Source organism: Bradyrhizobium huanghuaihaiense, from assembly GCF_025200885.1.
Lineage (GTDB): Bacteria > Pseudomonadota > Alphaproteobacteria > Rhizobiales > Xanthobacteraceae > Bradyrhizobium > Bradyrhizobium huanghuaihaiense.
This window is the reverse complement of record NZ_CP104172.1, coordinates 5,811,669-5,829,104: the sequence shown is the minus strand read 5'-3', so window position 1 is coordinate 5,829,104 and position 17,436 is coordinate 5,811,669. Positions and strand designations below refer to the sequence as shown.

Annotated in this window: 1 protein-coding gene; it reads left to right on the top strand. The window is 67.3% G+C overall.

The annotated features are described in order from the left end of the window. Positions 1 to 10: 10 nt before the first annotated feature. Complete coding sequence (locus N2603_RS27890; RefSeq protein WP_260424448.1) at positions 11 to 17,413, top strand: VCBS domain-containing protein; 17,403 nt, start codon at positions 11 to 13, stop codon at positions 17,411 to 17,413. Positions 17,414 to 17,436: the final 23 nt, after the last annotated feature.

Sequence of the window (17,436 nt, the reverse complement as noted above, 5' to 3'; positions counted from 1 at the left end):
GATGGAATGAATGATGCTGCATGTCGGCAGTGATCGATATTTTTCGCTCTCTATTTCGCAAGAGCTTTCGGCCGAGGGCGCGTCGGACGCGTCTGCCTCCGCGATTCAGGACACGCATCTCCTCAACGCGGAATTGAAGCGCGCCGGCGATGATCTGGTGCTGACGGGTTCAGACGGAAAGAGCCACGTAGTTGCCGGCTATTTCAAATCGGAAAACCTGCACGCGCTGCGGTCGCCGGATGGTGCCAGGCTAAGCGGCGAAATCGTCGCTGTGTTGGCCGGGCCTGTTACTCCCGGACAGTACGCTGCCAAAGACGCGCCGTCGTCGTCGATGCAGGTTATCGGACACGCGGTACGGGTCGAAGGCCAGGTGACGATCCTGCGCAACGGCGTCGTGGTGGCGCTCAACAACGGCGACGTGCTGCTCAAGGGAGACGTGGTCCAGACCGACAGCGGGGGCGCGGCTGGCCTGGTTTTCAACGACGGCAGCGCGTTCCAGATCGGGCATGGTTCGCGCCTCGTACTGAGTGAATTCAGATTCGACCCGCATGGCAGCGCCAATCTGGAAGTCTTCGATCTCATCCAGGGATCGTTCAGTTTCGCTTCCGGTAAGATTGCCGAGTCGGGCGACATGCGGATTGGAACGCCGATCGGTTCGGCAAGGATTGCAGGCTCGGCCGGTGGCGGCGAGATCTCCCCGGACGATGGATCGGTCAGGCTGTCCATCTTTCATCAGAACGACGGGCAGCATCAGGCGACCGCCTACGATCGGAACGGCAATGCCATTGCAACCATCAGCAGCGAAGGCGGCAAGCTGGAGCTGAAGCCGACCGGTCCAGCTCAGATAGCAACCAGCGAGCAGGTAAAGACGGACGCCGATAGGGCAGACGAGCTGGATGCGTTGAACAACATTCTGCAGATCAAGAACCTTGCGAACCGCTATAGCAGCGACTCGCCGAACGGTGCCGGTACGCACGGTTCGTCGTCTCCTCCACCTGTCTCGTACAACACGGGGGGGAGCGCGCCGTGGTCTCTGCCTGATGGAGCTTCCGGCCACGGCCCGCCGGTCAGCACCGGTGCGGACGTCGCCCCGCATATGCCCGGAGGTGCAAGCGGCGGAGCCGGTCCCGGAAATGGATCGACCCCGGCGCCGGCGGTCAATGATCCGCCCTCGCTATCTTTCAAATCCGGATCGGCGCCGTTGGCTGCGTTCGAGCAAACGCCAGTCGCGATTGCGCCGGCGCTGACGCTGTCTGATCCGGATAGCCACACTTTGCTGCAGGCGACGGTCCGGATCACCGGCAACTATCAGCCGGGCGAAGACATCCTGTCGTTTACGAACACCGCGCTGATCGAGGGCAGGTTCGATGCGGCTTCCGGCACGCTGACGTTGACGGCGAAGGCCGGCCAGCAGCCGACGGTTGCGGATTTTGCGGCCGCGTTGCGAGCGGTCTTCTACACCGACACCAGCGACAACCCGTCGCCGTTGACCCGCACGTTGACGGTGACGGTGCAGGACCCGGACGGCACCGTTCACGGCGGGCACGACACGACCATCGCCACCCGCGAGCTGACGGTCAGTGCGGTCGACGACGCGCCGGTCATCGGCGCTGCGCAGAGAACCGGCGCGGTGCAGGAGGATACGGCGCTCGATGCCCAGGGGCGGCTGCATGCCGGCGGCACGATCGCGTTCACGGACGTCGATCTGACGGACGCGCATGTCGTCTCGGCCAGCTTCGTCAGCTCGACCCGCGCAGGCGGACTGGCGCTCGGGACCATGAGCGCGCATCTGGCCGCCGACACCGTCAATGGCCTCGGCGGGCAGGCGACGTGGCAATATCTCGTCGACAACGCGGACGTCCAGTTCCTGCGAGCCGGGCAGAGCGTCACGGAGACCTATGCCGTGACCGTCAGCGATGGTCATGGCGGGCTGGCGAGCCGGAACGTCACCATCACGATGACTGGCGACGAGGATGCGCCCGTGCTGGCCGCTGCATCGGGGGGCACCACGGAATCGGCTGACGCCGCCGCGCAGCACATCGCGCTGACGGGCACCGTGCCGGTGACCGATCCCGACATCGGCGATACGCTGACGGCTTCGATCGTTGGCCCGCCGGTCGTGACCCTCGATGGCCACGCCTTCGCCCTGCCGGCAGGGGCGGCGTCGCTGATCAACAACGCACTGTCATTCCATGCGGGCACCTCGAACGGCGGCACTGCCGGCATTGGCTGGACCTATGATGTCTCCGCGGCCAACCTGGATTTCCTGCGGGAAGGGCAGAGCCTGGTCCTGACCTACACGGTCGACGTCAGCGACGGGCTCATCACCAGCAACCGGCAGACCCTGACCATCACCATCGCCGGCACCAACGACGTGCCCGTGGTGACGGGCGACACCGCGGCGGTCAACGAGGCGGCCGATGCCCATGCGCAGGTCATTTCGCTGGCGGGCTCGATCTCGGCCAGCGACCGCGACGTCGGCGACACGCTGACAGCTTCGGTGGTCGGCGCGCCCGTGGTGAGCCTCGACGGGCACGCCTTCAATCTGCCGGCCGGCGCGCTGGCGCTCACCGACAATGCCGCCTTTGCGATCGACTCCACCGGTCACCTGTCGACCGGCTCCGCCACGACGTTCGGCTGGACCTACCAGCCGGCCGCGGCAGACCTCGATTTCCTGAAGCAGGGCCAGGCGCTCACGCTGACCTATGCGGTCGTGGTCGGCGACGGCACCGCGACCAGCGCCACGCAATATGTCACGATCACCATCAACGGCACCAACGACGCGCCGTTGGCCGTCGCGCACAGCTACACGACCGACGAAGACCATGTGCTGGTGGTGCCGGGCACGGGTGTGCTGGCCAGGGCGAGCGACCCCGATGGCGATGCGCTTCACCCGATCCTCGTCAACGGTCCGGCCCATGGCACGCTGACGCTGAATGCCGACGGCTCGTTCACCTACGCGCCGGTCGCCGACTACAACGGCACCGACAGCTTCACCTACAAGGTCAATGACGGCCTCGCCGATTCCAACGTGGCGACCGTCGATATCGTCGTGCGGCCGGTTAACGATCCGGCTGCGGTCTCGGGCATCAGCACCGGCTCGGTGACCGAAGCGGGCGGCGTCGCCAACGCGGTGGCGGGGACGCCAAGCGCGACCGGCACGCTGACGGACACCGACGTCGACAATCCCGCCAACACCTTCACCGCGGTCGGGACAGCCACGGCGAGTGACCACGGTTACGGCACCTTCACCATGACGTCGGGCGGCGTCTGGACTTACAATCTCGACAACAGCAACAGCGCGGTTCAGGCGCTCAATGCCGGCGGGACGCTGACCGACACGTTCACGGTGACGACCATCGACGGCACCGCGCAGGTGGTCACGATCACCATCAACGGCGCCAACGATGCCGCGGTGCTCTCGGCGGATTCAGTCAACCTGAGCGAGACCGATTCAGTGCTGTCGACGAACGGCACGCTGGCGATCCACGACGTCGACAGTCCCGAAACCTTCGTGGCGCAGGCGGGCACGCCCGGGCAATACGGCACCTTCACGGTTGGTCCGAACGGCGCCTGGAGCTATGTCGCGAGTTCGGCACATGACGAATTCGTCGCCGGCCAGACCTATACCGACACTTTCGCCGTGACGAGCTGGGACGGCACGACCTCGTCCGTCACCGTCAAGATCCTTGGCACCAATGATTCTGCGGTCGTGTCGGGCACGAGCGCGGGTTTGGTGATCGAAGCGGGTGGCGTCGGCAACGCGGTCGTGGGCACGCCGAGCGTGACTGGCACGCTGACGGACTCCGACATCGACAACCCGGCCAACACCTTTACCGCGGTCGCGACGCCCACGGCGAGCGCCGGCGGCTACGGCACCTACACCATGACCTCGGGCGGGGCATGGACCTATCATCTCGATGACGGCAACAGCGCGGTGCAGGCGCTCAACGCCGGCGCAACGTTGACCGACACGTTCACGGTGACGACCATCGATGGTACGGCGCAGGTGGTGACCATCACCATCAACGGCGCCAATGACACGGCGGTGGTGTCGGGCACCGGCAGCGGCGCGGCGACCGAGGCGGGCGGGCTCAACAACGGCACGCCGGGAACAGCGATCGCAACGGGCACGCTGACGGACAGCGACGTCGACAATCCGTCCAACACCTTTACCGCGGTCAGCACGGCAACGGCGAGCGCCGGCGGTTACGGCACCTACACGATGACGTCGGGGGGCGTGTGGACGTATACGCTCGACAACGGCAACTCCGCGGTGCAGGCGCTCAACGCCGGCGCAACGCTGACCGACACGTTCACTGTGACGACCATCGACGGCGCCGCGCAGGTGGTGACGATCACCATCAACGGCGCCAATGACGCGGCGGTGGTGTCGGGCACCACAAGCGGCGCGGTGATCGAGGCGGGCGGCATCAACAACGGCACGCCGGGAACGCCGGTCGCAACGGGCACGCTGATCGACAGCGACGTCGACAATCCGGCCAATACGTTCACCGCGGTCGGCACGCCGGCGGCGAGCGCCGGCGGCTACGGCACCTACACGATGACCTCGGGCGGTGTGTGGACCTACACGCTCGACGACAACAATCCGACGGTGCAGGCGCTCGATGTCGGCGCTGTTCTGACCGACACGTTCACGGTGACCACCATCGATGGCACCGTGCAGGTGGTGACGATCACCATCAATGGCGCTCACGATACGGCCGCGGTGACCGGTGCAATCACCGGCGCGGTCACCGAGGCGGGCGGCGTCAACAACGGCACGCCGGGAACGCCGGTCACCACCGGCACGCTGACGACCGCCACGGGGGCTTTTGTCGCGGTTGCTTCCGCGACGGCCAGCACCGGCGGCTATGGGACGTACGTCCTGACGTCAGGTGGGGTGTGGACCTACACGCTCAACAACAGCAATGCCACGGTCCAGGCGCTGAATGCCGGCGCCGCTCTTACTGACACCTTCACCGTCACCACGACGGCCGGCAGCACGCAGGTCATCACCATCACGATTGCCGGCACCGACGATGCGCCGGTGCTCTCCGGCGACGCGGCGGCCTCGCTGCTGCAGGGGACGTCGACGGTGATCACCACCGCCGACCTCAGCGCTGCTGATATCGACAATACGGCGAGTCAGCTGACGTTCAACGTCAGTAGTACCGTTCACGGCTACGTGGCGCTGTCGGGCGCCCCTAGCGTGGCGATCACCAGCTTCACCCAGGCCCAGCTTGCGGCGGGCCAGGTGATCTTCGTCAACGACGCGACCCAAAACCCCTCGGCAAGCGTTACGGTCACCGCGACCGATGGCAGCCTGACCACGCCAGGGGTTACCGTCAACGTCGCCGTCAGCAGCGACTTCGTCATTACCAGCAATGTCGATCTCGGCGGCGTCTCTGAGACCATCCACAGCCTGAGCCAGTCGGGCGGCACGCTGTCCGGCACGGGAACGCTGACCGACGCCAACGGGGCGACGTTCACCGGCGGCACCGAGAGCGGCAGCGGCGCGACGGTCGTCAATGGACTTGCGACGTTCTTCAACGCCAACAACCAGACGTTCACGCTCGACGGCCGAACGCTGGAACTGCACGGCTCCGCGCACAGCGGGGCGTTTTCCGGCGATACGCTGCATCTCAACAACGGCGCGGTGCTCAAGATCGACGCCGGCGTCACCTTCACCGATGCGTCCGCCAGCGGCACGGCTTTCAACATTTCCTCCAGCGCGGGCACCGGCACGGTCAATGTCGCCGGCAGCTATGAAAAGACCGGCGGCGGCACCACGGCGATCTCGACCGCGCTGACCAACACCGGCACCATCGATGCCAAGGCCGGCACGCTCGATCTCGCCGGCAGTGTCACCAATTCCGGCACGCTGAAGGCGGAAGGTGGCGGCACGCTGGTGGTGGCCGGCAACGTCACCGGGTCGGGCGCGGTGATCGTCGACAACAACGGCACGGTCGAGTTCGGCGGCAATGTCGGCGCCGGGCAGACGGTCACTTTCAGCGGTTCGTCGGGCACGCTGAAGATCGATCATCCCGCCAGCTTCGCCGGCACCATCACCGGCTTCAGCGGCGCCACCGACGCCATCGACCTGGTCGGGATCAACCACAATTCCGCGCAGTTCTCGCAGTCGTTCAATGCGGCGACCGGCATCCTGACGGTCACCGACGGCACCAACACTGCCAACCTGCACTTCAGCGGCCCCACCTTCGGCTTCGCGTTTGCAACCGATGGCGCCGGCACCGGCACGGTGATCAGGCCGGCCAACGTCTACACCGTCCACAACGCGGCCGAGCTCAACGCGGCGCTGCTCGCCGTCAGCCAGGGTGGCTCGGCAGCGGCTGCCAACACGAGCTACTCGATCGAGCTCGCGGCCGACATCTCGATCACTTCGCTCGGCGCCAATCTGACGGCAATCAATCTCGCCAGCGGCAGCTCGCTCGTCATCCACGGCGGCGGACATACGCTGGATGGCGGCAACCTCTATCGCGGCCTGTTCGTGTACGGCGGCAATGTCGCGATCGACAATCTCGCCATCAACCACACGCTGGCGCAGGGCGGCGCCGGAGGCACGCAGGGCGGCGGCGGTGGCGCCGGATTGGGCGGCGGCCTGTTCGTGGCGGCGGGCGCGACGGTTTCGATCAGCGACGTCAGCTTCAGCGGCGACAGGGCGGTCGGCGGCAACGGCGGCAGCCTCGACGGTGGCGCGAACAGGGGCGCCGGCGGCGGCGGCATGGGATCGTCCGCCAGCGCCAACACCGGACAATATCGGCACGATACGTCACGAGGGCCGCAAGGCCATCACACCTACGTCGCAACGGCGTTCGACGGTACGGCCGGCGGCGGCGTCGGACTCAACATTCCCGGCCAAGCTGGGCTTGCGCATGGCGGTGCCGGCGGCGCGTGGACCGGCGGAAGCTTCACCAACTACACGCCGGCTGCAACCGGCGGGTTCGGCGGTGGCGGCGGTGGCGGCTTCTACAGCTACATGAACGCCATCGATACGTCCCAAATCTCGCGGCTGGGCACGAATGGCGGCAATGGCGGCTTCGGCGGTGGCGGCGGCGGTGGGGCGAGCGGCTCGGCCGGACTGCACACCACCGGCGGCGCCGGCGGGTTCGGTGGTGGCGGAGGCGGCGGATATTTTGGCGGCGCTGGCGGCTATGGCGGCGGCGCCGGTGGCGGCCATGGCAGCTCCGGTCTGCTTGGGGTTGGCGGCGGCGGTCTTGGCGCCGGCGGTGACATCTTTGTCCAGGAAGGTGGACATCTCATCGTCGGCGGCGGCTCGCTGTCGGGAGGCACCGTCGCTGGCGGTGCCGCTGGGACCATCGGCACGGCCGCGCAAGGCGGCCAGGCGCTCGGCTCCGGCATCTTCGTCCAGGGCAACCAGACGGTCACCTTCGCGCCGGCCTCCGGCGATGATCTCACCATCTCCGACGTCATCGCCGATCAGCATGGCAATGGCGGCACCGGCAATGTCGAGATCTCCGGTAGCGGCATCGTACATTTCGCCGCGGCGAACAGCTATGTCGGCACGACCGTCGTCGACGCCGGCGCCACGCTCAACATCGAGGCGGCCGGCGGGCTGGGAACGGGCGCGGTCACCGATAACGGCACCCTGAACGTCAACGCTGCAACGACGTTTGCCAGCACGGTCAGCGACGGCGGTGTCCTCAACGTCAACGCGGCAACGACCTTTGCCGGCGCGGTCACCGACAGCGGCGTGCTCAACGTCAATGCTGTCACGACATTCGCGAGCACGGTCACCGACAGCGGCGCGCTGAACGTCAATGCGGCGACGACCTTTGCGAACACCGTCACCGACAACGGCGCGCTGAACATCAACGCGTCCGCGATCTTCCAGGGCACGGTGGTCAACAACGGCACCGTCACCATCAATGCCGCGAACGCAGATTTCGCCGGATCGATCACGGGCAGCGGCACGATCAACTTCGGGACGTCGGGCGGGACGGCCGTGTTCGAGCACGGCGTGCCGACCCAGATCATCACGGGCTTTGCCAATGGCGACGTCATCGACCTCCGGTCGGTGGTGGCGACCACGGCTTCCGTTGATGCCGGCAACGTCGTGACGTTGAAGGACGCCGGCGGCGCTGTTGTCGCGACCTTGCACTTCGATCCGGCGCAGGCTCTTGGCCCGTTCGGCGTGACGAGCGACGGCCAGGGCGGCACCAAGGTCGTCGCCATCCAGACTACCTTCAACGTCAGCTCCGCCGCAGAGCTCAGCGCAGCGCTCACCGCGATCAGCCAGGGCGGCACGTCCTACGCGAAGAACGTCGCCTACACGATCCACTTCGCCAGCGACATCTCGCTGGCCTCGCTCGCGGCGTCGACGCAGCTCGCGGCGATCAATCTTGACACCGGCAGCTCGCTGCTGATCGACGGCGCCGGCTTCAAGCTCGACGGCGCCGGCACCCATCGCGGCTTCTTCGAATATGCCGGCAACGTGAGAATCCAGAATCTCACGATCGCGCACACGCTGGCGCAAGGCGGCGATGGCGGCATTGGCGGTGGCGGCGGCGGCGCCGGGCTCGGCGGCGGCCTGTTCGTCGCGGCCGGCGCGTCGGCGACGATCGCCAACGTGACCTTCCTCGACAACGCGGCGCATGGCGGTGACGGCGGCGGCGTGAACTCGGCGGCCCGGCTATGGCAAGGCGGCGCCGGCGGCGGCGGCATGGGCATCGATGGAGCCGCCGGCTCCACGACTGGGGTGTACCATCTCAATCACTACCAGAGCTTGACCGGCTGGGGCTATGCGGGCGGCGCCGGCGGCGGAGTCGGCCTGTCGAATCTTCCGGGCGGAGGCGGCGCAGGAGCGACGTCGTATCGCGGATCGTCCCCGGCCTCCGGCGCCTTTGGCGGTGGTGGCGGCGGCGGCGGCGGCTTTCGCGCTAACCTGAAAGCCGGAAGCGCCGGTGCGCAGGGCGGTTTCGGCGGCGGCGGCGGTGCCGGTGGCGGCTACAATAGCAATAACTCCTACGGCGGCGGCGACAACAGTGCCGGCGGCAATGGCGGCTTCGGCGGCGGCGGTGGCGGCGGCGGGTTCCGCGGTCACGATGGCCTCGGCGGATTCGGCGCCGGCAATGGCGGCGTCGCGCTCGCTTATCTTGCCGACGGGAGATTCCAGTCGCGGATCGGCGACGTCGGCGGCGGCGGCCTTGGCGCCGGCGGCGGGGTCTTCGTCCAGGAAGGCGGCACCCTGATCCTCGAGAGCGGCTCGCTGTCCGGCGGCTCCGTCGCCGGCGGCGCTGCGGGCGCGATCCAGGCTGCTCATCAGTTGTACGATATGCCCGGCGCTGGCCAGGGGCTCGGCAGCGGCATCTTCTTCCAGGGCAATCAGTCGATCGTTCTCGCGCCGACGTCCGGCAATGCGATCACGATTGCCGACGGGATTGCCGACCAGGGCGGCAACGGCGGCAGTGTCTCGATCGAGATCAAGGGGCCGGGCACCGTCGAGTTCGACGGCGCCAATTCCTATGTCGGCGGCACCACGATCGATGCGGGCGCCAAGCTCACACTCGGCGGCCAGGGGACGCTTGGCAGCGGCGCCGTCGTCGACAATGGTGACCTCGTCATTGCCCATTCCGGCACGTTCGGCAATGCGTTCAGCGGCAGCGGCGATCTCGCATTCGGCGCCCAGATCATCACTGTCACCTTCACCGCGTCGGTCTCACTGGCGGGCTCGCTGGATCTCGGCGACGGCGACAATGTCGCCGCCTTCCAGGGTGGGCTGTCGGGTGTTCAATCGATCAACTTCGGCACGGGGATGCAGACCCTGTCCGTCACAGGCGCGATGCCGAGCGCCGTCGTGCACGGCTTCGGCGTTGGCGACACCATCGACCTTGCCTCGGTCACCGCGACGGGCATCGGCAGCTTCGCCAACAACGTGCTGACGCTGACCGGGCCCGGCGGCACGCCGGTCGCAACCATTCATTTCGATCCGGCCCAGCAGAATCTCGCGCCGCACGGATTCGTGCTGGTGTCCGATGGTGCCGGCGGCACCGAGGTCATCCTCAACGAGGCGCCGGTCTACCGTGTGTCGACCGCGGCGCAGCTCGTCCGTGCGATCAACGAGATCAGCGTCGGCGGTGTGTTCTCCGCCACCAACCAGAACTACGAGATCGACATCGTCGGAAGCTTCACGCTGGACGGCGCGCTGCCCGACATCAATCTCGCCAGCGGCGACACGCTGACGATCCATGGCCTCGGCCATGAGATCGACGGCGCCGCCACCTATTCCGGCTTCGTCCTGCAATCCGGCGACGTGACGATCGATCATCTGACCGTCGCCGACTTCGTCCGGCACGGCGGTGACGGGTCGTCACCGGGAACTGCATCGAAGTATGGCGGCGGCGGTGGTGGACTCGGTGCGGGCGGCGCGCTGTTCATAGGTGCCGGCAGCTCGGCGACACTGACCGATGTCGCTTTCACCGACAATCATGTCTTCGGCGGAAATGGCGGTCAGGGCGGCATCTACGCACCGAGCGTGCCGAATGGCGACCAGGGTGTTACAACGGGAGGCGCATCGAGCCCGGGCCAGCTGGGATTCGGCTATGGCGGGGCGGGTGGTCATTTCACCGCCAACGGAGGCGGCGGCGGTTTCGGTGGTGGCGGTGGCGGTGGCGGTGGCGGACGTAGTCCGGTCACATCCTTTCCGCCCGGCGGTGGCGGCGCCGGCGGCTACGGCGCCGGCATGGGCGGCACTGGAACCTCTGGAGGCGGAGGCGGCGGCGGCGGTGGTGGCGGCGGCGCGGGCCTCGGTGGCGCGGTCTTCGTCGCTTCCGGCGGTGCACTGAACATCACCGACTGGACCTTCTCCAACAATGGCGCAACGGGCGGCGCAGCCGGCGGCAGCCTGTGGGGCACCAGCGGGACCGCGGGCCAGGGCATCGGCAACGATCTCTTCAACTACGGCGGCACCATCGGCCTGACCTCAAACGCCGGACAAACTCTCACGATCGATCAGTTCGTCGCAGGCACGCAAGGTACCTTCAACATCTACGCGTCCGGCATCGTCGTGCTGACGCAGGGCATCGGAACCGGCGTCCTCAACATTTCCGGCTCCGGCAATGTCACCGTGCTCAACGACATCACGGCCACCGCCATCAACGTGTCGGGGGCGGGCAATGTGCTGTTGCAGGGCGAATTCCACGGCCAGCAGGCCATCACCCACACCGGTACAGGCACGCTGACGATCAAGCCGGTCTACAACGTCTCGACGGCGGCCGAGCTCGTCACCGCCATCCAGACCATCGACGGCAATCCGATCTCGGGTCTGCCCGTCAACTACGTCATCAATCTCACCGCGGACCTGAACCTGAGCGCGGTGCTGCCGTTCCTGACGATCGCGGCCGGAGACACGCTGACCTTCGAAGGCAACGGCCACACCATCGACGGCGGCAACCTCTATGGCGGCTTCACTGTTCAGTCCGGCGTCGTCACCTTTGATAACCTCACCATGCAGCACATGGTCGAGCGCGGTCAGGACGGCTTTGCCGGCATCACCAATCTCGGCCACGCGGCGGCGGCTGGCGGCGGCGGCGGCGGCGGTCTCGGCGCGGGCGGCGCATTTTACATCGGCAGTGGCGGCACGGCCACGCTGACCAACGTCAACGTGCTGAGCAACCAGGCCGTCGGTGGCAATGGCGGCGCTGGCCAAGGGCTTTACTCCAATTTCGGATCCCGGGGCGGCGGTGGCGGCGCCACCAATGGTGGGTTGACCGGAATCAAGACGGGCGGCGATGGCGGCAACTGGAACACGTCGGGCGGCGGCTTCGGCGGCGGCGGCGGCCTGGGTGGCGGCGGCGGCGGCGGATATGGTCCCTGGCAGTTACAGTTTCAATATCCGGGCGGCTCCGGCGGCTACGGCGCAGGCGCCGGCGGCAGAGCCGGATCTGACAGCAACAACAGGGAGCACGGCGGCGGCGGTGGCGGCGGCGCCGGCCTTGGCGGCGGCATCTTCGTCGCCTCCGGCGGCTCGCTGACCATTGGCGGCAGCACATCCGTTGCCGGCAACGCGGTGCAGGGCGGCCTCGGCGGCGCGGGTGGGAACGCCGGCGCCAACGGCGCTGGCATCGGCGCGGGCCTCTTCACCGCATCGAGCAATGTCACGCTGGCTCCCTCGCTCGGGCAGACGATCCATATTTCCGATTCGATCGCCGGCAACATGACCGGCACGCTCCATATCGACGGCGCTGGCACGGTCGTGCTGGACGCGATCGCAGCAACGATCATCGACATCACCGGCAGCAGCGCGCTGACGCTGCCTGCTTCGCTCATCAACGACTCCCTGACCGTGTCGGGCTCGGCCACCTACACCATCGCGTCGGCTGGTTTCAGCGGGGCGGGGCACTTTGGCGCCGCGGGTTATGGCGTGCTCACGATCGCGGTCGCGGAGACCGTGACCGGCGGCGTTCGGCTTGCCGACCATGGCACGGTCGAGCTTGCCGCCGCCAATGCAGCCGGCAGCGGCGCGATCACCTTCCAGTCGGGTGCGCAGGCGACCCTGATCATCGATCAGGGCGCCACTCCAACCAATGAGATCGACGGCTTCCTCCCCGGCGACACGATCAAGCTGGCCGGCTTCGCCGCCGGCGCGACCGCGACGCTCGGCGCCGGCAATGTGCTCACGATCAGCGACGGCACGCACAGCGCCCAGCTTCATCTCGACCCGAGCTTCAATTACTCGACCACCCAGTTCAACGTGACGGCCTATAACGGCGGCATCGCCCTGACCGGGATCATCGCGCCGAACATCACGCTCGTCGGCCAGCCGCTGAACGGCAATCAGGTCGTGCTCAGCGGCAGCGGGGCGCCGGGCAGCACCGTGCAGATCTTCATCGACGGCAATCAGGTCGGCACCGCCACGCCGGATGGCTCCGGACGTTTCACGTTCTCGACCTCGGCGCTTGCGGATGGCGAGTATCATGTCACGGCAACGCAGACGGTCGCCGGCCAAACTCCGATCACGGCCTCGCTCGTCGTCGACGTGCTGCCGAGCGCACCGTCGGTCGCGCTGGCGCGCGGACAGACGGCGCTGGCCACCAATGTCGGCGTGCACCTGCAGGGCAGCGGCGAGCCGAACCAGACCGTCACGCTGCATGTCAGCGGGCCCGGCGGCAGCTCCCTGACATACACCACGGCAACGGACGGTAGCGGCAATTACGACTTCGTCACGCCGAACCTGCCTGACGGCCGCTACACGCTCAATGTGACCGAGACCAACGCGCAAGGCCTCGTCAGCCCGCCGTCGGGCGTGCTCGCCTTCGACGTCCATCCGAAAGCCCCGGTGATCGCGGTGGTCGGGCAGCCGCTCGACGGTGCCAGGATCGAGGTGGCAGGCAGCGCCGATCCCAACATCACGATCAACATCTGGGTCCGCAACCAGTCCGGCGATCAGTACATCGGCTCCGGCAGGGCCGATGCCACGGGCCATTTCGATTTCACGGCGACCCAGCCGATCGGCCACGGCAACTATACGCTGCTCGCATTGGCGCAGGATTCCGCAAACCTGATAAGCGACCAGGCGATCCCGTTCACGTTCCACGTCGATCCGCAGGCACCCGTGATCACCTCGATCGTCGGGCAGAGCGTCAACGGAGGCACCGTCGAGATCAAGGGCAATGCGCTGGCGGGCAGCACCGTCACGCTCTATGAGGGTAGCACAGTGGTCGGATCGGGCGTCGCCAATGGCGCCGGCGTTTTCGACATCGTCACCACAGCCACGTTCGCCGAGGGCGTCCATTCCTTGCGGGCGACGGCAGCGGATGCCGACGGCCTGACCAGCACGCTCTCCACCGCGTTCAACGTCACCGTCCTGCCGACTGCGCCGGTGATCTCGGCCGTCATCGCGACGGCGCCGCAGACGATCGAAATTCAAGGCACCGGCGAGGCGGGAGAGACCGTCAAGGTCTATGCCGATGGCACGACCTTGCTCGGCTCGGGCGTGGTCGATCAGACCGGGCATTTCGATTTCAGCGTCGATGCGCCCGGCGGTCACCACGTCATCACCACGACCGAGACCAATAGTAGCAATCTGACGAGCCCCGTCTCGGCGGGCGTTGCGATCGACGTGACGCCGAAGGCGCCCGTCATCACCTCGGTGGCGCCGCTGGTCGCGACCCAGATCGATGCCAGCCACGATTTCATCGTCAAGGGCACCGGCCAGCATGTCGGCGAGACCATCACGCTCTATGCCGATGGTGGCACAACCGCGATCGGCACAGGTATCGTGGCAGCCGACGGCACCTTCACCATCACGACCACGGTGGCGCTCGCGAACGGCAATCATACGCTGACCGCCACCGATGCGGCCGGCGCCGACGTCAGCGCGCCGTCGACCGGCTTTGCGATGTATGTCGATCCGGCTCCGGTCACCGGCATCAGCCAGGTCGGGGTCGCCGCGGATCACGGCGTCATCGAGCTCCAGGGCTCGGGTCAGCCGGGCGACACGATCACGCTGATGCTCGGCAACACCGTGATCGGCACCGGCGCGGTCGACGCATCAGGTCATTTCGACGTGACGACCGACCCGGCGGCGGGCGCGCTGCTCGGCCCCGGCCTCCAGCACGTCACGGTCATCCAGACCGACAGCCTCGGTCACGCCAGCCCCGCGGCTGCGTTCGACGCCAGCGTGGCGCCCGCCGCGCCCGTCGTCGCGTCGGTGCTCTCGGTGCCCGACGCGGTCGGGCGCGTCGAGGTGAAGGGCAGCGGCGAGGCCGGCACCATCATCAAGCTCTATGCCGACAATGGCACCACGGTGATCGGCACCGGCACGGTCGATGTATCAGGCCATTTTGACATTTATAGCGAATTCCAGTCGGTCAGCGGCGGCGCGCACAGCATCACGGTGACCGCGACGACCGTCGACGGCATCACGGGACCGGCATCGGCAGGCTCGAACGTCACGGTCACGCCGGTGGCAAACACCTGGACCATCACCTCGGCGGCCGATCTCGCCAAGGCGATCGCGGCGATCGACGTCTCCGGTGCGAGCGCGCAAGCCGGCGCGCACTACACGTTCGACGTGGTCGGTGATCTGCAGCTCGCTGATCAGTTGCCGGCCTTCAATCTTCCGCCGGGCGCCTCGCTCACCATCGCCGGCCATGGCCATGTGCTCGACGCTCACGGCCTCCCGGGTCTGTTCGTCTACGCCGGCAGCGTCGAGATCGACGATCTCAGCATCATCAATGCCGTGGCGAAGGGCGGCGACAGCAATTTCGGTGGCGGCGGCGGCGCCGGCCTCGGCGGCGGCCTGTTCATCGCATCGGCAGGCACGGTGACGCTGTCCAACGTCAATTTCGCCAACGACAAGGCAATCGGCGGCAACAGCAGCGGCGCGATCGGTTACATGGGTGTTGCGCTTTACGGCGGCGGCGGTGGACTCGGCGGTGCCGGCGGTTTCCAGGGCGGTGGCGGAATTGGCATTCATGCATCCGGCGCCAGCCATCCGCGGCCCTATTACGCCGGAACAGGCGCTGGTGCCGGCATCGCAGTGGGCGCGGCCACAGGTGGCGGACAGGTCGTCGGCACGAACCCGGCCTATCTTGGCGGTGCACAGGGCGGCGGCGGCGGTCTGGGTGTCGGATTCTACACCAGCACGGTCTATTTCGGCCTTCCTGGATACGGCGGCCCCGGCAGCGGCGGTGGCATCGGGGGCGGTGTCGGCACCGTCAATGGCAGCAGCACGATCGCCACGGGCGGTGTGGGCGGCTTCGGCGGCGGTGGCGGCGGCGGCGGTTTTATCTGGCCGTCCTTCATCGGTGGATATGGCGGCGCCGGCGGCTTCGGTGGCGGCGGCGGCGCCGGCCAGCATGGCGGCGGCGCCGGTGGTTTCGGCGGCGGCGGCGGTGGTGGCGGCTATGGCAGTGCGGGCGGCTTTGGCGGCGGCGCCGGAGGCACGGGCGGCTATGGCGGCGGTGGTCTCGGCGCCGGCGGCGCGATCTTCGTGCAGCAGGGCGGCACGCTCATCTTCGCCGGCTCCGGCAGCGAGCAGAACGGCGGCGTGACTGGCGGCACCGCCGTGACCTGGACCGGCGCCCATGCAGGCTCGGCGTTCGGCAGCGGCATCTTCCTTCAGGGCAACCAGACCATCACCTTTGCGCCGGATGCGACGCACATCATCACGATCAGCGACGTGATCGCCGACATGACCGGCTCGCATGATGCCAGCGGCCAGACCGGCGCGGGACATCTGCTGCTCGATGGCGAGGGAACGCTGGTGCTGGGGGCAACGAACACGTTCACCGGCGGCGTCACGATCGAGAACGGCACGCTCGACCTCACCGCGAGCCGCGCGGCTGGCTCCGGCACGATCGACTTCTCGGCGGCGGGCCATGCCGCACTGGAGTTCAGTGCGGCCAACGCGCCCGTCAACGCGATCGAGCATTTCGGCACGCGTGACCAGATCGTCGTTGATGGCTTCCATGCCACGAGCGAAAGCTACAGCAACGGGGTGCTGGTGCTGAGCGGCACGAGCGGATCGATCAGCCTTGCGGTGACCGGCGACGACATCGCCTCGCTGTCGGACTTCCATTTCGTCTACGACTCTGCGGCAAACAGCACGACCGTGACCGCCGGCCCGGATCGCTCCGGCGACGACGTGATCCATTACGGTGTCGGCGCGCATAGTCTCACCGGCGGGACCGGCGACGACGTGTTCTTCTTCCGCGGCACCGATCTTGCCGCGGGCGTAACCGACAAGATTACCGACTTCTCCTGGGCGACCGGCAGTGGCGAGCACGATCGCATCCACATCGAAGGCGTCGATCCCAACGCGGTGTCGGTGACATCAGTCAATGGCGGCCACGACGCCGACATCGCTATCACCGTCTCTGGCGGTACGGCGCATATCCTGGTGCAGGGCGTCGGCTCAGGCCCGCTGGAAATCGAATTCCAGAACACGACGCCGACGGATGATGCGCATCTGAACACGCTGCTGATGCCGTCGACGGCCAATGAGACGGTCGCCAGTTTCAATCTCGGCGCCAATCCGCCTTACGCCAAGTCTCTGGTCAGCTATGACGCAAATGGCGCCGTGGTCGCGCAGGACGTCACCAACAATGACGGATCGCACACGGTCACGGTGCAGGGGGCCAACGCCGCCCTCACGGCCTCGGGTACGAACGATACATACGTGTTCCAGTTCAATTCGCAGGTGGCGGCCACAGCGACTATAAGCAATTTCGACGTGGCGCATGACGTTCTGCAGCTCAGCCAGTCCGTCTATGCAGACGCGGCGGCAGCGCTGGCCGCGATCACAGCCGATCCCCACAACGCCGGCAATCCGCCCGATACCGTCATCGCGCTCGATGCCCTTCACTCGGTCACGCTGAACGGTATCAGCCCGAACCTGCTGCAGCAGCGGGATTTTCTGGTAGTCTAGTCACGAATCTCCGGTCAGGTTTG